This window comes from Hydrogenophaga sp. L76, assembly GCF_057654755.1.
Genome location: NZ_CM172807.1, coordinates 435,024 through 454,606, shown reverse-complemented (window position 1 = coordinate 454,606; position 19,583 = coordinate 435,024). Strand labels below are relative to the sequence as shown.

Annotated in this window: 18 protein-coding genes; all 18 read right to left on the bottom strand. The window is 64.0% G+C overall.

Features of this window, described 5'->3' with window-relative positions:
- Positions 1-45 precede the first annotated feature (45 nt).
- The 18 genes from carB to tsf all read right to left on the bottom strand — a co-directional run bounded on the left by carB (position 46) and on the right by tsf (position 19,527).
- On the bottom strand, positions 46-3,321 hold the full coding sequence (gene carB, locus AC23D4_RS02135; protein WP_472887352.1) for a carbamoyl-phosphate synthase large subunit: 3,276 nt from the start codon (positions 3,319-3,321) through the stop codon (positions 46-48).
- A gap of 27 nt (positions 3,322-3,348) precedes the next feature.
- Positions 3,349-3,711 carry a hypothetical protein gene (locus AC23D4_RS02130; protein ID WP_472887353.1) on the bottom strand — a complete coding sequence of 121 codons (363 nt, stop codon included), beginning with the start codon at positions 3,709-3,711 and terminating at the stop codon, positions 3,349-3,351.
- A gap of 19 nt (positions 3,712-3,730) precedes the next feature.
- Positions 3,731-4,891: a glutamine-hydrolyzing carbamoyl-phosphate synthase small subunit gene (gene carA, locus AC23D4_RS02125; RefSeq protein ID WP_472887354.1), complete on the bottom strand. Its 1,161-nt coding sequence runs from the start codon at positions 4,889-4,891 to the stop codon at positions 3,731-3,733.
- A 265-nt stretch (positions 4,892-5,156) separates the two neighbouring features.
- Entirely contained in the window at positions 5,157-5,924 is a 768-nt protein-coding gene (locus tag AC23D4_RS02120; RefSeq protein ID WP_472887355.1) for a TrmH family RNA methyltransferase, read from the bottom strand.
- Positions 5,921-6,556 (bottom strand): ribonuclease HII, encoded by a 636-nt coding sequence (gene rnhB, locus AC23D4_RS02115; protein ID WP_472887356.1) that lies wholly within the window; start codon positions 6,554-6,556, stop codon positions 5,921-5,923. The genes AC23D4_RS02120 and rnhB overlap by 4 nt, the downstream gene beginning before the upstream one ends.
- Positions 6,528-7,670, bottom strand: coding sequence for a lipid-A-disaccharide synthase (gene lpxB, locus AC23D4_RS02110; protein WP_472887357.1), 1,143 nt, complete (start codon positions 7,668-7,670; stop codon positions 6,528-6,530). The genes rnhB and lpxB overlap by 29 nt, the downstream gene beginning before the upstream one ends.
- Before the next feature lie 19 nt (positions 7,671-7,689).
- Positions 7,690-8,478, bottom strand: a complete 789-nt coding sequence (lpxA, locus tag AC23D4_RS02105) for an acyl-ACP--UDP-N-acetylglucosamine O-acyltransferase (protein WP_472887358.1) — start codon at positions 8,476-8,478, stop codon at positions 7,690-7,692.
- Between the two features lie 19 nt (positions 8,479-8,497).
- Complete coding sequence (gene fabZ, locus AC23D4_RS02100; protein WP_177134989.1) at positions 8,498-8,938, bottom strand: 3-hydroxyacyl-ACP dehydratase FabZ; 441 nt, start codon at positions 8,936-8,938, stop codon at positions 8,498-8,500.
- Positions 8,935-9,987 carry a UDP-3-O-(3-hydroxymyristoyl)glucosamine N-acyltransferase gene (gene lpxD, locus AC23D4_RS02095; protein ID WP_472887359.1) on the bottom strand — a complete coding sequence of 351 codons (1,053 nt, stop codon included), beginning with the start codon at positions 9,985-9,987 and terminating at the stop codon, positions 8,935-8,937. Before lpxD ends, fabZ begins: the two co-directional genes overlap by 4 nt.
- Positions 9,988-10,004: 17 nt before the next feature.
- Positions 10,005-10,523, bottom strand: coding sequence for an OmpH/Skp family outer membrane protein (locus tag AC23D4_RS02090; RefSeq protein WP_472887360.1), 519 nt, complete (start codon positions 10,521-10,523; stop codon positions 10,005-10,007).
- Positions 10,523-12,823, bottom strand: coding sequence for an outer membrane protein assembly factor BamA (gene bamA / locus AC23D4_RS02085; RefSeq protein WP_472887361.1), 2,301 nt, complete (start codon positions 12,821-12,823; stop codon positions 10,523-10,525). Before bamA ends, AC23D4_RS02090 begins: the two co-directional genes overlap by 1 nt.
- A gap of 12 nt (positions 12,824-12,835) precedes the next feature.
- Positions 12,836-14,203, bottom strand: coding sequence for an RIP metalloprotease RseP (gene rseP, locus AC23D4_RS02080; protein WP_472887362.1), 1,368 nt, complete (start codon positions 14,201-14,203; stop codon positions 12,836-12,838).
- An 82-nt stretch (positions 14,204-14,285) separates the two neighbouring features.
- Positions 14,286-15,473, bottom strand: a complete 1,188-nt coding sequence (gene ispC / locus AC23D4_RS02075) for a 1-deoxy-D-xylulose-5-phosphate reductoisomerase (protein WP_472887363.1) — start codon at positions 15,471-15,473, stop codon at positions 14,286-14,288.
- A gap of 5 nt (positions 15,474-15,478) precedes the next feature.
- Complete coding sequence (locus AC23D4_RS02070) at positions 15,479-16,312, bottom strand: phosphatidate cytidylyltransferase (RefSeq protein ID WP_472887364.1); 834 nt, start codon at positions 16,310-16,312, stop codon at positions 15,479-15,481.
- On the bottom strand, positions 16,305-17,075 hold the full coding sequence (uppS, locus tag AC23D4_RS02065; RefSeq protein WP_472887365.1) for a polyprenyl diphosphate synthase: 771 nt from the start codon (positions 17,073-17,075) through the stop codon (positions 16,305-16,307). The genes AC23D4_RS02070 and uppS overlap by 8 nt, the downstream gene beginning before the upstream one ends.
- A gap of 43 nt (positions 17,076-17,118) precedes the next feature.
- Positions 17,119-17,679 (bottom strand): ribosome recycling factor, encoded by a 561-nt coding sequence (gene frr, locus AC23D4_RS02060; protein ID WP_472887366.1) that lies wholly within the window; start codon positions 17,677-17,679, stop codon positions 17,119-17,121.
- A 42-nt stretch (positions 17,680-17,721) separates the two neighbouring features.
- Positions 17,722-18,432 carry a UMP kinase gene (gene pyrH / locus AC23D4_RS02055; RefSeq protein ID WP_305361062.1) on the bottom strand — a complete coding sequence of 237 codons (711 nt, stop codon included), beginning with the start codon at positions 18,430-18,432 and terminating at the stop codon, positions 17,722-17,724.
- A 177-nt stretch (positions 18,433-18,609) separates the two neighbouring features.
- Entirely contained in the window at positions 18,610-19,527 is a 918-nt protein-coding gene (gene tsf / locus AC23D4_RS02050; RefSeq protein ID WP_472887367.1) for a translation elongation factor Ts, read from the bottom strand.
- Between the last annotated feature and the right edge of the window lie 56 nt (positions 19,528-19,583).

The window sequence follows — 19,583 nt, the reverse complement described above, 5'->3', positions numbered from 1 at the left end:
TGCCCCGGCGGGCATCCAGGAATCAACCGGGGCAACCCGGCGGCGTCAGATGGCCAGTTGGGCGTGCATCTCCTGCACCGAAATCACGCCCAAGCTGTCCAGGTACTTCATGCCTTCCACCGCTGCTTCGGCTCCGAAGATGGTGGTGAAGGTGGTCACGCGGGCCAGCAGCGACGAGGTGCGGATCGCACGCGAATCGGTGATCGCGTTGCGCCGCTCTTCCACCGTGTTGATGACCAGGCTGATGTCGCCGTTCTTGATCATGTCAACGATGTGCGGACGGCCTTCGGTCACTTTGTTCACGGTCACCACCGGCACGCCGGCCGCTGCGATCGCAGCGGCGGTACCCCGCGTGGCGACCAGCTCGAAGCCCATGGCCACCAACGCGCGCGCAATTTCCACCGCACGCGGCTTGTCGCCGTTTTTGACGGTCAGGAAGACCTTGCCCGACGGGCTGCCGTCGGCCTTGTGTGGACGCGGCAGGTTGGTGCCGGCACCCAGCTGGCTCTTGACGAAGGCTTCGCCGAAGGTCTTGCCCACGCCCATGACTTCGCCGGTGGACTTCATCTCGGGGCCGAGGATGGTGTCCACCCCCGGGAACTTCACGAACGGGAACACAGCCTCCTTGACGCTGAAGTATGGCGGGTTCACTTCGGCGCCGATGCCCTGGTCGTCCAGCGACTGGCCGGCCATGCAGCGTGCCGCCACCTTGGCCAGCTGGATGCCCGTGGCCTTGGAGACGAAGGGCACCGTGCGCGAAGCGCGCGGGTTCACTTCCAGCACGTAGATCACGTCCTGGCCGTCCACTTCCTGAATGGCAAACTGCACGTTCATGAGCCCGATCACGTTCAGGCCTTGTGCCATGGCCGCGGTCTGGCGCTTGAGCTCGTCCACCGTGGCCTGCTTGAGGTAGTACGGGGGCAGCGAACAGGCCGAATCGCCGCTGTGCACGCCGGCCTGTTCGATGTGCTCCATCACACCGCCGATGAAGACGCGACCGGTGTGGTCGCGGATCGCGTCCACGTCGCATTCGATGGCGTCGTTCAGGAAGCGGTCGAGCAGCACCGGTGAATCGTTGCTCACCTTCACGGCTTCACGCATGTAGCGCTCCAGGTCGCGCTGCTCGTGCACGATTTCCATCGCGCGGCCACCCAGCACATAGCTCGGGCGCACCACCAGCGGGTAGCCCAGGGCGGCGGCTTTTTCCAGCGCTTCAGGCTCGGCGCGCGCCGTGGCGTTGGGCGGCTGGCGCAGACCGAGCTCGTGCAGCAGTTGCTGAAAGCGCTCACGGTCCTCGGCGGCGTCGATCATGTCAGGGCTGGTGCCGATGATGGGCACGCCCGCGGCCTCCAGACCGAGCGCGAGCTTGAGCGGCGTCTGGCCGCCGTACTGCACGATGACGCCGGTGGGTTTTTCCTTGTCCACGATTTCCAGCACGTCTTCCAGCGTCAGCGGCTCGAAGTACAGGCGGTCAGAAGTGTCGTAGTCGGTGGACACGGTTTCCGGGTTGCAGTTGACCATGATGGTCTCGTACCCGTCTTCGCGCATGGCCAACGCCGCGTGCACGCAGCAGTAGTCGAACTCGATGCCCTGGCCGATGCGGTTGGGGCCGCCGCCGAGCACCATGATCTTCTTGTTGTTCGTCGGTTCGGCTTCGCACTCGCCATCGCCGTGGCCTTCGTAGGTCGAATACAGGTAAGCGGTGTCGGTGGCGAACTCGGCCGCGCAGGTGTCCACGCGCTTGTAGACCGGGCGGATGTTCTGCGCGATGCGGCGCGCACGCACGGTGCCGTCGTTGGTCTTGAGCAGCTTGGCCAGGCGGCGGTCCGAGAAACCCTTCTTCTTCAGGCCGCGCAGGGTCTCGGCGTCGATCGCGTCGAGGCTGGTTTGCTCCAGTTGCAGTTCGATCTTCACGATCTCTTCGATCTGCACCAGGAACCACTTGTCGATCCTGGTGAAGTGGTGCACCTCGTCGATGGTCCAGCCGGCGGCAAAAGCGTCGCCCACGTACCAGATGCGCTCGGGGCCGGGTTCGCCCAGTTCGCGCTCCAGGATCTCGCGGTCCTGGGTCTTTTCGTTCATGCCGTCCACGCCCACTTCCAGGCCGCGCAGGGCTTTCTGGAACGACTCCTGGAAAGTGCGGCCCATGGCCATGACCTCGCCGACCGACTTCATCTGCGTGGTCAGGCGGCTGTCGGCGGTGGGGAATTTTTCGAACGCGAAACGCGGGATCTTGGTCACCACGTAATCGATCGAGGGCTCGAAGGACGCTGGTGTGGCGCCGCCGGTGATCTCGTTGCGCAACTCGTCCAGCGTGTAGCCCACGGCCAGCTTGGCCGCGACCTTGGCGATCGGGAAGCCCGTGGCCTTGGAGGCCAGTGCCGATGACCGCGACACGCGCGGGTTCATCTCGATCACCACCATGCGGCCGTCGGCCGGGTTGATGGAAAACTGCACGTTGGAGCCGCCGGTGTCCACACCGATCTCGCGCAGCACGGCCAGCGAGGCATTGCGCAGGATCTGGTATTCCTTGTCGGTCAGTGTCTGGGCCGGGGCCACGGTGATCGAGTCACCGGTGTGCACGCCCATCGGGTCCAGGTTCTCGATCGAGCAGATGATGATGCAGTTGTCCGCCTTGTCGCGCACCACTTCCATCTCGTACTCTTTCCAGCCGAGCAGCGATTCTTCGATCAGCAGCTCGTTGGTGGGCGAAGCTTCCAGGCCGCGTTTGCAGATGGTCTCGAACTCCTCCGGGTTGTAGGCGATGCCACCACCGGTGCCACCGAGCGTGAAGCTCGGGCGGATCACGACCGGGAACCCCACGGTCTTCTGTACCGTCCAGGCTTCTTCCATGCTGTGGGCGATGCCTGAGCGCGCAGAACCCAGACCAATCTTGGTCATGGCGTCCTTGAACTTGAGGCGGTCTTCGGCCTTGTCGATGGCTTCGGGTGTGGCGCCGATCAGCTCCACGTCGTACTTGTCCAGCACACCGTGGTGCCACAGGTCGAGCGCGCAGTTCAGCGCCGTCTGGCCACCCATGGTCGGCAGGATGGCGAAACCACCGCTGGTGAGCGGGCGCTCCTTGGCGATGATTTTCTCCACCGTCTGCCAGGTGATGGGTTCGATGTAGGTGACGTCGGCCGTGGCCGGGTCGGTCATGATCGTGGCCGGGTTGCTGTTGATCAGCACGACCTTGTAGCCCTCTTCGCGCAGCGCCTTGCATGCCTGCACGCCGGAGTAGTCGAACTCGCAGGCCTGGCCGATGATGATCGGGCCGGCGCCGATGATGAGGACGGTCTGGATGTCTGTTCTTTTGGGCATGGTTCGCTTGTGTCTTGTTGCGCAGGCTCAAGCCTGGCGCTGGGTTTCCAGTTTGTTCAGCAGCGCCTGCACGCGTTCGGCAGGCACGTTTTTCTGCATCAGCTGCAGCAGGCCGTCGCCTTCGATCATCGGACGCAACACCTCGATTTCGGCCGGGTAGAACAGCGCGTCCCAGGCGGCCATCTCGGTGTTGAAGGTCTCGTCGTCCCAGGTCTTGCCCTTGGCCAGCAGCGTCACCAGCGGCATGGCCTTGTTCTCCACGAAGGCCTTGCGGTAGGGCTTCTGCGCCCAGCGCTGGGCAAACCAGTCCTTGTGCGGCGCCGCCAGCGTCAGCATGCGCTTGGCTATCGCCTTCTCCACCGCAAACACCGGAAAACTGAAGAGCTTCATGGAAGGACCTTGGTGGGAATCAGGCGGCCACACGCTGTTGCATGAGCGCAATGAACCGGTCGAACAAATAGCCGATGTCGTGCGGACCGGGTGAGGCTTCCGGGTGGCCCTGGAAGCAGAAAGCCGGCTGGTCGGTGCGGGCCAGGCCTTGCAGCGTGCCGTCGAACAGGCTCACGTGGGTGGCACGCAGGTTGGCCGGCAGGTCTTTCTCATCTACCGCAAAACCGTGGTTCTGGCTGGTGATGCTCACGCGACCGCTGTCCAGGTCCTTCACCGGATGGTTGGCGCCGTGGTGGCCGAACTTCATCTTGAAGGTCTTCGCGCCACTGGCCAGCGCCATGATCTGATGCCCGAGGCAGATGCCGAAAGTGGGCACGCCGCTCTCGATGATCTCGCGCGTGGCGGCGATCGCGTAGTCGCAGGGTTCCGGGTCGCCGGGTCCGTTGGACAGGAACACGCCGCTGGGCTTGAGCTTGAACACGTCGACCGCGGGCGTCTGCGCTGGCACGACGGTGATCTTGCAGCCACGCTGAGCCAACATGCGCAGGATGTTGTGCTTGACGCCGAAGTCGTAGGCGACGACGTGGAACTTCGGCGCGATCTGCTCGCCGTAGCCGAAACCGAGTTGCCACTCGGTCTGCGTCCAGGCGTAGGGCGCTTCGGCCGACACGACCTTGGCCAGATCCTGGCCCGCCATGTTGGGCGCTGCCTTGGCGGCAGCGATGGCCTGGGCGCGGTGCGCCTCGGTCAGGGCTTCACCAGCGGCCAGCGCCACGATGCAACCGTTCTGCGCGCCGTGGGTGCGCAGGCGGCGCGTGAGCGCGCGCGTGTCCAGATCGGCGATGGCGACGGTGCCTTCGCGCTGCAGGTATTCGGACAGGGTCTCGGTGCTGCGGAAGTTGGACGCGAGCAGGGGCAGGTCTTTGATGATCAGGCCAGCGGCGTGGATGCGCGAGGCCTCCACGTCTTCACGGTTCACACCGGTGTTGCCGATGTGTGGGTAGGTCAGCGTGACGATTTGCTGGCAATAGCTCGGATCGGTCAGGATTTCCTGGTAGCCGGTGAGCGAGGTGTTGAACACCACTTCGCCCGAAGTCTGGCCGGTAGCACCGATGGAAATGCCTGTAAAGACCGTGCCGTCGGCGAGCGCGAGAAGGGCTTTCGGATGGACGGGAAGCACGGTTTTCTCCAGAGATTTTTTGGACGCAACCGCGCCCGCCATGGGAATCAACCGGGGAAGATTCGCGCCCGCTCCCGGAGCGCCGCGAACGGGTCGCAGCCGGGGGAAAGGACGGGGAACCTGGGCAGGAAGCCGGGGCGGACGCAGCGGGTTGCGTCGATTGCGGGTAAACCCCGGAATTATAGCCGCTCACCCTCTGCGATCCGACTCACCACGCCCCGAAAACGGGCATGTTTCAGGGCTCGTGCAGGCGGGTAACCCGGTTTCAACGCCCGGCCGCGCTGGCATGCAGGCAGATCGCCGCAGCCGCCGCCACGTTGAGCGACTCTTCGCCGCCCGGCTGGGCGATACGCACCTTTTGCGTTGCGAGCGCTTCCAGAGCCGGGCTCACGCCCTGCCCTTCGTGCCCGAGCACCCAGGCACAGGGCCAGGGCAACCTGGCCTGGTGCAGGAAATCGCCCTGGTGCGAGCTGGTCACCAGCAGCGGTACCGACAGGCCGGCAAGATCGTCCACCGACAGCCCTTCCACCAGGTGCAGGCCAAAGTGGGCCCCCATGCCGGCGCGCAACACCTTGGGCGACCACAGCGCCGCCGTGCCCTTGAGCGCCAGCACCTGGGCAAAGCCCATGGCCGCTGCGCTGCGCAGGATGGAGCCGACGTTGCCCGCGTCCTGCAACCGGTCCAGCACCACCGCCGCCGCGCCGGTCTGCAGCGCGGCCGCTTTGGGCAGATCCCAGACAAACCCCACACCCGCCGGCGACTCGAGACCGCTGATGCCGGCCATCAGCGCGTCGGGAACGGTGACGATGTGGTCCGCCGCATCGCGCAGATCGTGCGGCGCCTGGGGCCAGAACGTCTCGGAAAAAACCGCGGTTGCCGGCCTGTGTCCACGGGCCAGAAGCGCTCGGCAGAGATGATCACCTTCCAGCCACACCTGGCCCTGTTTGCGGTAGGCCGTGCTGTCCTGCACGAGCAGCCGCAGGCGCTTGAGCAGCGGGTTGTCGCGTGAGGTGATGGTGGTGGGAACGTTCATGGTTTGGCTTGGGCGGCGGTCAGCACGCGCGCGACCGGTGCAAAGGAACGGCGGTGCTCGGGCAAGGCGCCGTGGGTTTGAAGGGCCTGCAGGTGGACCACCGTGCCGTAGCCTTTGTGTCGGTCGAACCCGTATTCCGGGTGCCGCAGGTGCAGATCTTCCAGCAACCGGTCCCGGGTCACTTTGGCCAGGATCGAGGCCGCAGAAATGGCCGGAATCAGGGCATCGCCCGAGACGATGGCTTCGGCCAGCACGTCCAGCGCCGGCAGGCGGTTGCCATCGACCAGCACCTTGTTCGGCTTCAGGCGCAGCCCCTGCACCGCGCGCTGCATGGCGAGCATGGTGGCCTGCAGGATGTTCAGGCGGTCGATCTCTTCGACCGAGGCCATCGCGACGCTGCAACACAGCGCCTTGGCGCGGATCTCGTCGTAGAGCTTTTCCCGCCTTTTGGCGGTGAGCTGCTTGGAGTCGGCCAGGCCCCTGATGGGTTTGCGTTCGTCCAGGATCACGGCCGCGGCCACCACCGGACCGGCCAGCGGGCCGCGCCCGGCCTCGTCCACGCCGGCCACCAGGCCGGGCGCGTCCCAGACCAGTGCGGCCTGTTCAGCCTTGAAGAACTTTTTCGATCGCATCGGTGGCGAGTTGGGCGGTGTCACGGCGCAAGGTTTGATGCAATTCAGCGAATCGCGCCTGCAAGGCGGTGACTTTGTCGGGAGCGTCCAGCCAGTCCAGCGTGGCGCGGGCCAGTGCCTCGGGTGTTGCGGCGTCCTGCAGCAGCTCGGGCACGACAAATTCACCGCACAGGATGTTCGGCAGACCCACCCAGGGCTGCAATTGTTTGCGGCGCATGATGTGCCAGGACAGGCGGTTCATGTTGTAGGCGATGACCATCGGCCGCTTGAAGAGGGCAGCTTCCAGGGTGGCGGTGCCGCTGGCGATCAGCGTGACATCGCAGGCGGCCAGCACGGCGTGCGACTGACCGTCGACAAGGCTCAGCGCGTCACCCAGACCGCTGGCCGCCGCCAGCTGGGCGATGCGTACGCGCAGCGCAGGCACCGCTGGCACGACAAAACGCAGGTCCGACCGGGCTTTGAGCATCAAGGCTGCGGCGGCAAAAAAACGCGCTGCAAGGTACTGCACCTCAGAGGCCCGGCTGCCCGGGAGAATCGCCACCACGCGGTCCTCGTCGCGCAAGCCCAGCTGGCGCCGGGCAGCCGCGTGATCGGGTTCCATGGGGATCACATGTGCAATCGGATGGCCCACGTAGGTGGAAGCGATGCCATGCTCTGCCAACAAAGCTGGCTCAAACGGAAAAATGCACAGCACATGGTCGGCCCCGCGCCGCACCTTCTCGATCTTCTCAGGCCGCCAGGCCCAGAAGGAGGGGCAGACAAAATGCACGGTGCGGACACCAGCGGCCTTGAGATCGGCTTCCAGTCCGAAATTGAAATCGGGTGCGTCCACGCCGATGAACAGCGCTGGCGGCTGTGCCAGCAGGCGCTCGCGCAAGCGTTTACGGATGCGCAGAATACCCAGCAGCTTGGGCAGCACCTCCAGGTAGCCCCGAACGGCCAGCCTGTCGCTGGGCCACCAGGCGTCAAACCCCTGCTCGACCATGCGCGGGCCTCCGATGCCGGCCGCCACCAGATCGGGCCAGCGCTGGCGCATGCTCTGCAACAGCAGGCCGGCGAGCAGATCGCCGGACGTCTCGCCAGCCACCATCGCAAACCGGCGTTGCACTTCCATGTAGGGGGCCGGCAAACCGTCAGCGGGCAATGCCGCGGGTCGCAGAGGCGAGGAAGCGGTTCATCATGTCCACATCGGGGGCGGCATCGGGCATGTCGCTCGCCAACGCCTCGATGCCACTGCGTGACTGTTCCAGGGTGAGGCCCTGGCGGTACAGCAGCTTGTGCATCTGTTTGACGGCGGCAACCCGCTCGGGCGTGAAGCCGCGGCGACGCAGACCCACGACGTTGAAGCCGCGCACTGCCAGCGGATTGCCATCCACCAGCATGAAAGGCGGCACATCCTGCGACACCGCGCTGGCGAAGCCGATCATGGCGTGTGCGCCCACCGACACGAACTGGTGGATGCCGGTGAGGCCGCCCACCGTGACCCAGTCGGCCAGGTGCACGTGCCCGGCCAGCGTGGTGTTGTTCGCCAGGGTCGTGTGGTTGTCGACGTGGCAGTCGTGGGCGATGTGGGTGTAGGCCATGATCCAGTTGTCATTGCCCACGCTGGTCACACCACCCGCACCAGGCACACCCAGGTTGAAGGTGCAGAACTCGCGGATGGTGTTGCGGTCGCCGATGGTCAGCTCGGTGGGTTCACCCGCGTACTTTTTGTCCTGTGGGACCGCACCGAGCGAGTTGAACTGGAAAATGCGGTTGTCCCGGCCGATGGTGGTGCGCCCTTCGATGACGCAATGTGCGCCCACCGTGGTGCCCGCACCGATCTTCACATGCGGGCCGATGACGGTGTAAGGACCGATGCTGACCGTGCCATCGATCTCGGCAGCCGGGTCCACCAGCGCCGTGGCATGAATCTGTGTCACGAACTGATCTCCGCTGCGATCAGGCGACGGTGCGCATTGTGCACATCAACTCGGCTTCGCAGACCATCTTGCCGTCCACGGTGCACACACCCTTGAACTTGAAGATGCCGGCCTTCATGCGCTCCAGCGTCACGTCCATGATCAGCTGGTCACCGGGTTCGACCGGGCGCTTGAAGCGCGCAGCGTCAATGCCGGCGAAGTAATAGACCGACTTTTCATCGGGAACCGAACCCACCACCTCGAATGCCAGCAAGGCGGCCGCCTGCGCCATGGCTTCGAGCATGAGCACACCGGGCATCACAGGCCGGTGCGGAAAGTGCCCTTCAAAAAAGGGCTCGTTCATGGTCACATTCTTCAGCGCCTTGATGCGCTTGCCCGGTTCGAGTTCGAGCACACGGTCCACCAGCAGGAACGGATAACGGTGTGGCAACTTCTTGAGAATCTGGTGGATGTCCATCATGGCTTGAGCGTGCTTTTCGTAGCTTGTTCGATGGCCTGCTCCACGGCCTTGAGCCGTTCGCGCAGGCGGTTGAGTTGTTTGAGGGAGGCGGCGTTCTTTTCCCAGCTCGCATTGTCGTCGATGGGAAACATGCCGGTGTAGTGACCAGGCCTGGAAATGGAGCGTGTCACCACGGAAGCGGCCGAGATGTTCACACCATCGGCCAGTGTCAGATGCCCCAGCACCACCGCTCCGCCGCCCACGGTGCAGTGGGCCCCGATGGTGGCACTGCCCGCCACCCCCACGCAACCGGCCATGGCCGAGTGCGCTCCGATGTGCACGTTGTGGCCGATCTGGATCAGGTTGTCGAGCTTGACGCCGTCTTCGATGACCGTGTCATCCAGCGCGCCACGGTCGATGCAGGTGTTGGCCCCGATCTCGACGTCGTTGCCGATGCGCACAGCGCCCAACTGCTCGATCTTGACCCACTGACCCCGGTGCGGCGCAAAACCGAATCCGTCGGCACCGATCACCACGCCCGGGTGCAGCACGCAGCGTTCACCCACGCTGCAGCGCTCGCCCAGGGTCACGCGCGGGTGCAGCAGTGAGTGGGCCCCGACCACGGCTCCCGCGCCGATCACCGTGTGTGAGCCCAGACGCGCACCGGCACCGATGCGGGCACCGGGTCCGACGGTCACGAAAGCGGCAATGTCCACGCCCTCGCCGATCAAGGCGTCAGGGTGGATGCTGGCCAGCGGATCGATCCGGGGTTCGGGTCGGGGCTCGTGCTGCGCGCGCCACCACTGGGTCAGGCGGGCAAAGTAGAGGTAGGGATCGTCCGTCACGATGCAGGCGCCACGAAGGGCTGCGACGGCCTGCAAGGCCGGTGGAACGATCAGCGCCGATGCGCGGGTGGTCTCGATCTGGCTGGCGTAGCGGACCTGGGCCACGAACGCGAGGTCGTGCGAACCCGCAGTGGACAGTGGCGCCAGACGCTGGATGAGTGCTTGGGCGTCGCCCTGTAACTGACCACCCAGGGCCTCAACAATAGACCCCAGGGATCTGGACACGTCAAACCCGCAACGCCTTATTTGGCGTTGTTCAAAGCATCAATCACCTTGGCAGTGATGTCGAGCTTCGGGTTGATATAGGCGGCGTCCTGAATGATCAGGTCGTATTTTTCCGCCTCGGCGACCTTCTTGAGCGCGCGGTTGGCCCGATCAACCACCTGCTGAAGGGCTTCACTCTTCCGGAGAGCCAGGTCTTCCTGAAACTCCCGCTGCTTGCGCTGGAATTCGCGATCCTGCTCGACCAGCTGACGCTGGCGGGTGATCCGCTGCGCTTCGGGCAGCGTCGGTGCCTCACGTTCAAACTTTTCAGATGAGCTCTTGAGCTGGACACCCAGGGCTTGAAGCTCTTTCTCACGCGGCGAGAAATCCTGTTCCAGTTTCGCCGTCAGAGATTTGGCCAACGCCGAGTCCCGCACAATCGAGTCCAGGTTGACCGCGCCGATCCGAACTTCTTGAGCAGACACAGACGTCCCTGCGGCAGCCATCAGGAGCACCGAGAGCAACCCATGCAAAAAGAGGCGAGGAAACTTGTTCATCAAAAGGACGTTCCGATCTGAAACTGGAATTTCTGGATTCTATCCCCGTCGAACTTGCGCACCGGGTTGGCATAGGCGAAACGCAGTGGGCCAATGGGTGAAATCCAGCTCAGGCCCACGCCAACAGAGGCCCGCATTTCGCCAAAGTCCACTTTCTGCGATTCGCCAAACACATTGCCCACGTCGACAAAGCCGAACCAGCGCAAGGTGCGGTCGTTGCCCGCACCGGGGAACGGAGCGATGAACTCGAGATTGGCCACAAAATTGCGCGCACCACCGATGTTGACGGTCTCACCCGTGGTTGAGCCGATGACCGCCGATGTGGGGCCCAGGGTACCTTGCTCGAAGCCTCGGACCGAACCGAGACCGCCACCGTAGAAGTTGCGCAGCACTGGATAAGGCTTGCCACCCATGCCTTTGCCGACACCCAGTTCGGTGTTGAAGGCCATCGTGTACTGCCGCGTCAAGGGAACGTACTGCTGAAACTGGTAGCTCAGCTTGACATAGCGCTTGTCGCTGCCCAGACCAAACTCGGTATTGATACGCTGCAGACGGCCTTCGGACGGTACGAGCGCACTGTCGCGTTCGTCGCGTGCCCAGCCGATGGTGGCTGGCAGGTAGGTGCCCCCTTGGTCGCGGTAGGCTTCGGGCAACTGATCACCCTCCTCCACCTTCACACGCTCCGCACCAAGGCCGAAAAACACGGTGTCGCGCTCGGTGAACGGCACGCCAAAGCGCACCCCCACGCCGGGGGTTGAAATTTGGTAGTCACCACCTTGTGCGTCGTAGGGACGTGTGGTCTTGTAATACAGGTCGAAGGTGCGTGAAATGCCGTCCGCCGTGAAATACGGATTGGTGGTGCTCAGCACGAACTGGCGGTTGAACTCACTGGTGTTGAGGTCCAGGCCGAGGTAGTTGCCGCTGCCGAACACGTTCTCCTGCTTGATGCTGGCGAGGAACGACAACTTGTCAGCCTGGGAATAGCCGGCGCCGATGGACAGGTTGCCGGTGGGCTTTTCTGCAACGCTCACTGTCAGGTCCACCTGGTCATTGGTGCCAGGCACGGGTTCGGTATCGATGCCGACTTCTGTGAAGAAACCCAGACGGTCCACCCGGTCGCGCGACAGGCGGATGCGGTCGCTGTCGTACCAGGCCGATTCGAGCTGGCGGAACTCGCGGCGGATGACTTCGTCGCGCGTGCGGTTGTTGCCTTCCACGTTGATGCGGCGCACGTAAACGCGGCGCGAGGGCTGGGCACGCAACACGAAGGCCACCCGGTTGTTGACGCGGTCGATCTCGGGGGCAGCCTCCACCTGTGCGAAAGCGTAGCCAAACCCTCCAAAATAGTCGGTGAACGCCTTGACCGTGCGACTCACGTCCTCGGCGTTGTAGGCCTCGCCGACCTTCAGGGTCACCAGCGACTTGAACTCGTCCTCCTTGCCCAGGTATTCACCCTCCAAGGCCACCGAAGACACCACGAAGCGATTGCCTTCGGTGATGTTGATGGTGACCGACATGTCCTGCTTGTCGGGCGAGATGGCCACCTGGGTCGAGTCGACCCGAAACTCCAGGTACCCGCGCGTCAGGTAATGCGAACGCAGGTTCTCGAGGTCGGCATTGAGCTTGGCGCGCGAGTAGCGGTCGGACTTGGTGTACCAGCTCAGCCAGCCACCGGTATCCAGGTCAAACAGGTTGCGCAGGGTGGCCTCGCTGAAGGCCTGGTTGCCGACGATGCGGATGTCCTTGATCTTGGCCACATCGCCCTCGATCACGCTGAAGTTCAGGTTGACCCGGTTGCGCTCACCCGGCGTGACCGTGGTGGCCACCTGTGCGGCGTACATGCTGCGGTTGATGTACTGGCGCTTGAGTTCCTGCTCGGCACGATCAGCCAGCGCTTTGTCAAAAGGCCGACCTTCAGCCAGACCGACATCGCGCAGGGATTTCTTGAGCACCTCGGCATCAAACTCCTTGATGCCGGAGAAACTCACATCGGCCACCGTGGGGCGTTCCTCGACGATCACCACCAGCACATCACCATTGACCTGCAGTCGAACGTCGCTGAAAAGGCCCAGACCAAACAGCGAGCGGATCGCCGTGGAGCCCTTTTCATCGTTGTATTGTTCACCAATCCGGAACGGCAACGAGGCGAACACGGTGCCGGGCTCCACACGCTGCAGGCCCTCGACGCGAATGTCTCGCAAAGTGAAGGGATCCACGGCCCATGCCGGCAATGCCGTCAGAAGGAGGGATGCAGCCGCCGTGAACGACAGGCCACGCAGTCTGTTTGTGATTATTTTCATGAGGAAGAACGTTCAGCCAGCCAAGCGGGCCACATCATTGAACAAGGCGACGGACATCAACGCCAAAAGAATCGCAACACCACCGCGCTGCAGGCGCTCCATCCAGACGTCTGACACACGACGTCCAGTCACACCCTCCCAAAGATAATACATCAGGTGCCCTCCATCGAGGACCGGCAGCGGCAGCAGGTTGAGCACCCCCAGGCTGACGCTGATCAGCGCCAGAAAAAGCAGATAAGACGTCAGGCCCAGGCTGGCCGACTTGCCCGCGTAGTCGGCGATCGTCAAGGGGCCGCTGAGGTTCTTGATCGAAGCCTCTCCGATCACCATGCGCCCCATCATCTTGAGCGTGAGCCAGGAAACCTCCCAGGTGCGCACGGCGCCCAGCCACAGCCCGTCCACCGGACCATGACGCACCAGGGTCATGGCGGGCGCTGCGCCCACATAGGCCCCAATACGCCCGACCCAGACCCCTTCGTGCTGCTCGGGTTTCGGCTGCACGGGCAAGGTCAGGCGTTCGGCGCCCCGCTGCAGCAGCCACTGCTGCACCCGAGGCTCACCTTGCGGGCCCACCGCTTCGCGAATCAGGGTCCGGAGGCTTTGACCATCGGCCACGGGCCGTCCGTCCACCTGCAAGACCAGATCGCCCGCTCGCAAGGCGGCGGCTTCACCTGCTCCGCCTGGCAGCAGATCGCCCAACTGCGGTGCGGTCCAGGGCGCCAGGATGCCGATGCGCCGGAACAGGCTCGCGTCGGCTTCGCGCACGTCCAGCGTGCTCAAGGGCAAGGTGATGGCACGCGCAGGGTCACCCTCTTCGCGCGCCACCCACAGCGTCATGTCCTCGCCCGACAGTGCGGCCTGGGTCAATCGCCAGCGCAGGTCTTCAAACGACAGCACAGCCACCGGCTCCGAATCGGCGCCTGCGCCGACTTGAGACACCCACTCCCCGCCTTGCAGCCCCGCCTGTTGCGCCAGTGAACCGGCCACCGGGGCCGCCAGCACCGGCTTGGGCTCATCCACGCCCGACCAGTTCACCACCGCGTACAGCACCACGGCGAGCAACAGGTTGGCCACAGGCCCAGCTGCCACGATGGCGGCGCGCGATTTCAGCGGCTGGGTGTTGAACGCAAGGTGCTTTTCGGCGGCATCCACCGGCGCTTCGCGCTCGTCCAGCATGCGCACATAACCGCCCAGTGGCAGCGCACACAGCACAAACTCGGTCGGGCTGCCCTTGCGCTGCCAACGCAGCAGGGGTTTGCCGAAACCGACCGAGAAACGAAGCACCTTCACGCCACAGGCCACCGCCACCCGGTAGTGCCCGTATTCGTGCACGGTGATCAGCAGGCCGAGGGCCACCACAAAAGCGATCAGGGTCAACATGGGGAGGGTCCTGCAATGACGGGGACAAGCTTGTTCAGGGACGACACCGACCGCCGGTGTCCGCGACCGTCAGGAACTCCGGTCAGGCCGCGCAACGCGCAACCACCGTGCCAGCCACTGCGCGTGCCTCGGCATCGATGGCCATCAGATCGCCCAGGCCCACCGGCTTGGAGGAGCTCATGGCGCCCAAAGTTGCATGGTTGACCGCGTGAATCTGGTCAAAACGCAGTCGCCGGTCGAGAAACGCGGCCACGGCCACCTCGTTGGCCGCGTTGAGCACGGCGGTGGTGCCGACCGGACCGGCCAGAGACTCCCAGGCCAGTCGCAACCCCGGGAAACGCTCGTCGTCCGGCTTTTCGAAACTGAGCGCGCCCAAGGTCGAAAAATCGAGCGCCGCCGCACCCGACACGATGCGCTCGGGCCAGGCAAGTCCATAGGCAATCGGTACGCGCATATCGGGCGTGCCCAGCTGGGCCACCACCGAACGGTCATGGTACTGCACCATGGAGTGGATCACGCTCTGCGGATGGATCACCACCTCGATCTGCGCTGGCGCCAGACCGAACAGGTAGCGTGCCTCGATCACCTCCAGCGCCTTGTTCATCATGGTGGCCGAGTCCACCGAGATCTTGCGTCCCATGACCCAGTTGGGGTGGGCGCAAGCCTCTTCGGGCGTCACCAGATGAAGGGTTTGCGGATCACGCTGGCGGAACGGCCCGCCGGAAGCCGTGAGCACGATCTTCTCCACCCGGCGCTCCCATGTGGCCGAATCTTCGGGCAGCGACTGGAACACGGCCGAGTGTTCGCTGTCGATGGGCAACAAAGTGGCACCACCCTCGCGCACCGCCCGCATGAACAGTTCACCGCCTACCACCAGGGCTTCCTTGTTGGCCAGCAGGAGTTTCTTGCCAGCCTGCGCGGCGGCGAGGCTGGGGGCCAGCCCGGCCGCCCCCACAATCGCCGCCATCACGGCGTGCACGTCGGGGTCGGAACTGACTTCACACAGAGCGCGCTCGCCCGCCAGTACCTGGACCGGCAAGCCCAGCTCTTTCACGCGCGCGGCCAGTTGCGCGGCATGGGACGCGCTGGCCATCACGGCGTAGCGCGGGGAAAAAGCCTGGCACTGTTGAAGCAACATCTCCACCTGTGTGGCCGCAGTGAGGGCAAACACCCGGTAGCGGTCGGGATGGCGTGCGATCACATCCAGCGTGCTGGTGCCGATCGATCCGGTCGAACCGAGAATGGTGACGTTCTGTCGAAGGGATGTCATGGTGTTCAGAGGGTGACCAGCATCATGGCCAGTGGCAATACGGGCAACAAAGCGTCCACCCGGTCCAGCACACCGCCGTGCCCCGGCAGCAGCTGGCTGGAATCTTTCATGCCTGCGCTGCGTTTGACCAGTGATTCCAACAGATCCCCCACCACGCTCATGGCGGACAGACCGATCACGGCCAACCACGCAAGCAGCTCGCCGCGCTCCTGCAAACGGGTGAACAGGCTGGGCTGATCGGTCAGACCGAGCCGATCAAACCAGAGCCATCCGAGTCCGAGCAACAGAACGCCCACCAGACCGCTGACAGCACCTTCCCAGCTCTTGCCGGGACTCAGTGTCGGTGCCAGCTTGCGGCGCCCGAACGCACGCCCGCCGGCGTACGCCGCGATATCCGCCATCCAGACGAGGCTCAAAACCGAGAGCAAGAAACCCAGGCCCAGCTGACGCGCCTGCACCAGCGCCAGCCAGGCACAGGCCAGCAACAGCAACCCCAGCCCCAACCGGATCGCCGCAGGCCATGCACTCCATCCGGCCACACCGCGCCGCAGCATCACCACCGCCAGACCCACCCAGGCCATGGAAGACAGCAGCCAGACCGACCGCCAGGTCTGGTCCAGCCCACCCAGCAGCCAGAACGCCAGCAACACCAGCCCCAGGACGAGACCCACCGCTTTGGCCATGGCCGGCGCACAGGCATTCAGCCGCGCCCACTCCCAGCCAGCTGCAACGATGAGCAGCAGCGACAGCAGCACAAATGGCTCGCTGGACGGATAGAACAAGGCGGGCAACAAGACCGCCATCAAGAGCAGCGCGGTGATGATGCGCTGTTTAAGCATGGTAGGGTCCGGCCTTGGCTTTGTCAGGCGGGTTCTTTTCCAGCTGATCAGATGTCTGACCGAAGCGGCGCTCACGGCCGGCGTAGTCGGCGAAGGCGCGGTCCAGCTCCGCCGCATCAAAGTCGGGCCACAGGCAGGACGTGAAAAAAAGCTCGGTGTACGCGGCTTGCCACAACAGGAAGTTGCTGATCCGCATCTCGCCGCCCGTTCGGATCAGCAAGTCCGGATCCCCCGAATGGGCGAGCGCCGTGGTTTCGCACAGGCTGGCTTCGGTGATCTCGCGCCCCTCGGCCGCCAGGCGGCGCGCCGCCTGCGCAATGTCCCAGCGTCCGCCGTAGTTGAAACAGACATTGAGCACCATGCGCTGGTTGTGGGCTGTGGCGTCCTGAGCACGCTGGAGACCTTGAACCACCCGGGGCGAAAGCCCGCTGCGATCGCCCGGAAAATACAGGCGCACACCGTTCTTGGTCAGCTTGGGCACCTCGCGCGACAACGCCATGACCAGCAGATCCATCAGTCCGGACACTTCGTCCACAGGACGGCTCCAGTTCTCGGAGGAGAAGGCAAAAACCGTGAGCACCTGAACGCCCCGCTCCAGGCAGGCCCGGACCGTGTTGCGCAGCGCATCGACCCCTTGTTTGTGCCCGGCCACCCGCGGCAGATGGCGGCGCTGGGCCCAACGACCATTGCCATCCATCACGATGGCCACATGGCGCGGCACGGTGTCAGGTGTTTTCGGATCGGCAGGCAAAAAATCGGCCATCAAGACTCGGGTTCAGCAAACAGGCAGGGATGACGCACCCGCGTCACACCGCCATGATGTCCTGCTCTTTGGAAGCGACCAGCCGATCCACCTCGTTGATCATGCGGTCGGTCAGCTTCTGGATGTCGTCCGTCGAACGGCGCTCATCGTCTTCCGAAGCCAACTTGTCCTTGACCAGCTTCTTGACATGTTCGTTGGCGTCACGTCGCAGGTTGCGGATCGCAACCTTGGCCGACTCGCCTTCACCGCGCACGACCTTGGTCAGCTCCTTGCGGCGCTCTTCGGTCATGGGTGGCATGGGCACGCGGATCAGGTCACCCTGGCTGGAAGGGTTCAGTCCCAGGTCGGATTCGCGGATGGCTTTTTCGATCTTCGCGCCCATGCCCTTTTCCCAAGGCGCCACGCCGATCGTGCGGGCATCGAGCAGTGTGAGGTTGGCCACTTGTGACAGAGGCAACATGGATCCGTAGTAATCCACATGCACCGTGTCCAGCAGCTGGGGGTTGGGTCGTCCCGTGCGCACCTTGGCCAGGTTGCTCTTGAACGATTCCACCGACTGCTGCATCTTGTGTTCGGCGGTTTGGCGGACTTCAGCAATGCTCATGAATGCTCCTCAATTCGACAGGTTTCGGTGAATCAGTGGACGTCAGACGTGGACCAGGGTGCCCTCGTCGCCACCGAGCACCACATTGCGCAGGGCGCCCGGCTTGAAAATCGAGAACACCTTGACCGGCAGCTTCTGGTCACGGCACAGCGCGAAGGCCGTGGCGTCCATCACCTGCAGGTTCTTGGCCATGGCTTCGTCAAAGGTCAGCGCCGTGTAGCGGGTGGCGCTCGGGTCCTTGTTCGGATCGGCGCTGTAGACACCGTCCACCTTGGTGGCCTTGAGCACGATCTCGGCACCGATTTCAGCGCCACGCAGGGCGGCGGCTGTGTCGGTGGTGAAAAACGGATTGCCGGTGCCGGCAGCAAAAACAACCACCTTGCCCTCTTCGAGGTACTGCAGCGCCTTGGGGCGAACGTAGGGCTCGACCACCTGCTCGATCGCGATGGCCGACATGACTCGCGCCACCAGGCCGGCCTTTTCCATGGTGTCGGCCAGTGCCAGCGAGTTCATGACCGTGGCCAGCATGCCCATGTAGTCGGCCGTGGCCCGGTCCATCCCCACCGAGCCACCCGCCACGCCACGGAAAATGTTGCCTCCACCGATAACGATGGCCACCTCCACGCCGAGGCGCGTGACTTCAGCGATCTCTTCCACCATGCGAACAATGGTGGCGCGGTTGATACCGAATGCATCGTCGCCCATCAGGGCTTCACCCGACAATTTAAGAAGGATGCGTTTATAGGCTGGCATGGACAACTTTCAGGAAATCAGAATCGGTAAGCTCAACCGGCAAGTGTACCGAGGAGCCGGCCCAGAACGCCCTGCAAGCGACACAATCACCGTAATGTGCAGGCATCACACAAGACAACGGGCCATGCGGCCCGTTGTCTTGTCTCGGCGAAGGAGCTGGCAGCGTCCAGCGTCAGATCAGGCGCCTTTGGCTGCGGCCACTTGCGCGGCGACTTCGGCGGCGAAGTCGTCCACCTTCTTCTCGATGCCTTCACCCACCACGTATATGGTGAAGCCCTTGACGGTTGTACCAGCGGCCTTGAGCATCTGCTCAACGGTCTGTTTGTCGTTCTTCACGAAAGGCTGGTTGAACAGGCTGACTTCCTTCAGGTACTTCTGCACCGCGCCGTCAATGCGCTTGGCAACGATCTCGGCGCTCTGCGTCGGCTTGCCAGCGGCCACAAGCTCTCTGTTGGCTTCGTCCGCTTTGGCTGTGGCCACCGAACGCTCGCGCTCGATGAACTCGGCCGGGACGTCGGCACTGGTCAGGGCCACGGGCTTCATGGCGGCAATGTGCATCGCGGTGTCCTTGGCGGGCACTTCTTCACCGTCAAATTCCACCACCACGCCAATGCGCGTGCCGTGCAGGTAGCTGACCAGCTTGGCGCCGTTGCTGTAGTGCTTGAAGCGGCGGAAGCTCATGTTCTCGCCGATCTTGCCAATCAGGCCTTTGCGCACGTCTTCGAGCGTGGGGCCAAAGCTGTCCTGACTGTAAGGCAGAGCGCCCAGCGCTTCGACGCTGGCCGGGTTGTGCTCGGCCACCAGCTGGGCAGCAGCGTTGGCCAAGGCCAGGAAGCTGTCGTTCTTGGTCACGAAATCGGTTTCGCAGTTCACTTCGATCAGGCCGCCGGTGGTGCCATTGATGAAGCTGGCGACCACGCCTTCGGCGGTCACGCGGCTGGCAGCCTTGCCCGCCTTGGTACCGAGCTTGACGCGCAGCAGTTCCTCGGCCTTGGCCATGTCGCCATCGGCTTCGGTCAGGGCTTTCTTGCACTCCATCATGGGTGCATCGGTCTTGGCGCGCAGTTCGGCGACCATACTTGCGGTAATTGCCATTTCAGTTCTCCGTTGGCCGCCTCCCCCGAATGGGCCGGGCGGACTTTTCAATTGAT

What these genes read in the sequence shown, in the direction of transcription:
- AC23D4_RS02090 (WP_472887360.1), bottom strand. Translation starts at nt 10,523, where the DNA reads ATGAACAAGTTTCCTCGCCTCTTTTTGCATGGGTTGCTCTCGGTGCTC.
- ispC (WP_472887363.1), bottom strand. Translation starts at nt 15,473, where the DNA reads ATGACATCCCTTCGACAGAACGTCACCATTCTCGGTTCGACCGGATCG.
- lpxB (WP_472887357.1), bottom strand. Translation starts at nt 7,670, where the DNA reads ATGGAAGTGCAACGCCGGTTTGCGATGGTGGCTGGCGAGACGTCCGGC.
- rnhB (WP_472887356.1), bottom strand. Translation starts at nt 6,556, where the DNA reads ATGCGATCGAAAAAGTTCTTCAAGGCTGAACAGGCCGCACTGGTCTGG.
- carB (WP_472887352.1), bottom strand. Translation starts at nt 3,321, where the DNA reads ATGCCCAAAAGAACAGACATCCAGACCGTCCTCATCATCGGCGCCGGC.
- AC23D4_RS02070 (WP_472887364.1), bottom strand. Translation starts at nt 16,312, where the DNA reads ATGCTTAAACAGCGCATCATCACCGCGCTGCTCTTGATGGCGGTCTTG.
- fabZ (WP_177134989.1), bottom strand. Translation starts at nt 8,938, where the DNA reads ATGATGGACATCCACCAGATTCTCAAGAAGTTGCCACACCGTTATCCG.
- frr (WP_472887366.1), bottom strand. Translation starts at nt 17,679, where the DNA reads ATGAGCATTGCTGAAGTCCGCCAAACCGCCGAACACAAGATGCAGCAG.
- AC23D4_RS02130 (WP_472887353.1), bottom strand. Translation starts at nt 3,711, where the DNA reads ATGAAGCTCTTCAGTTTTCCGGTGTTTGCGGTGGAGAAGGCGATAGCC.
- uppS (WP_472887365.1), bottom strand. Translation starts at nt 17,075, where the DNA reads ATGGCCGATTTTTTGCCTGCCGATCCGAAAACACCTGACACCGTGCCG.
- tsf (WP_472887367.1), bottom strand. Translation starts at nt 19,527, where the DNA reads ATGGCAATTACCGCAAGTATGGTCGCCGAACTGCGCGCCAAGACCGAT.
- bamA (WP_472887361.1), bottom strand. Translation starts at nt 12,823, where the DNA reads ATGAAAATAATCACAAACAGACTGCGTGGCCTGTCGTTCACGGCGGCT.
- AC23D4_RS02120 (WP_472887355.1), bottom strand. Translation starts at nt 5,924, where the DNA reads ATGAACGTTCCCACCACCATCACCTCACGCGACAACCCGCTGCTCAAG.
- rseP (WP_472887362.1), bottom strand. Translation starts at nt 14,203, where the DNA reads ATGTTGACCCTGATCGCTTTTGTGGTGGCCCTCGGCCTGCTGATCACC.
- pyrH (WP_305361062.1), bottom strand. Translation starts at nt 18,432, where the DNA reads ATGCCAGCCTATAAACGCATCCTTCTTAAATTGTCGGGTGAAGCCCTG.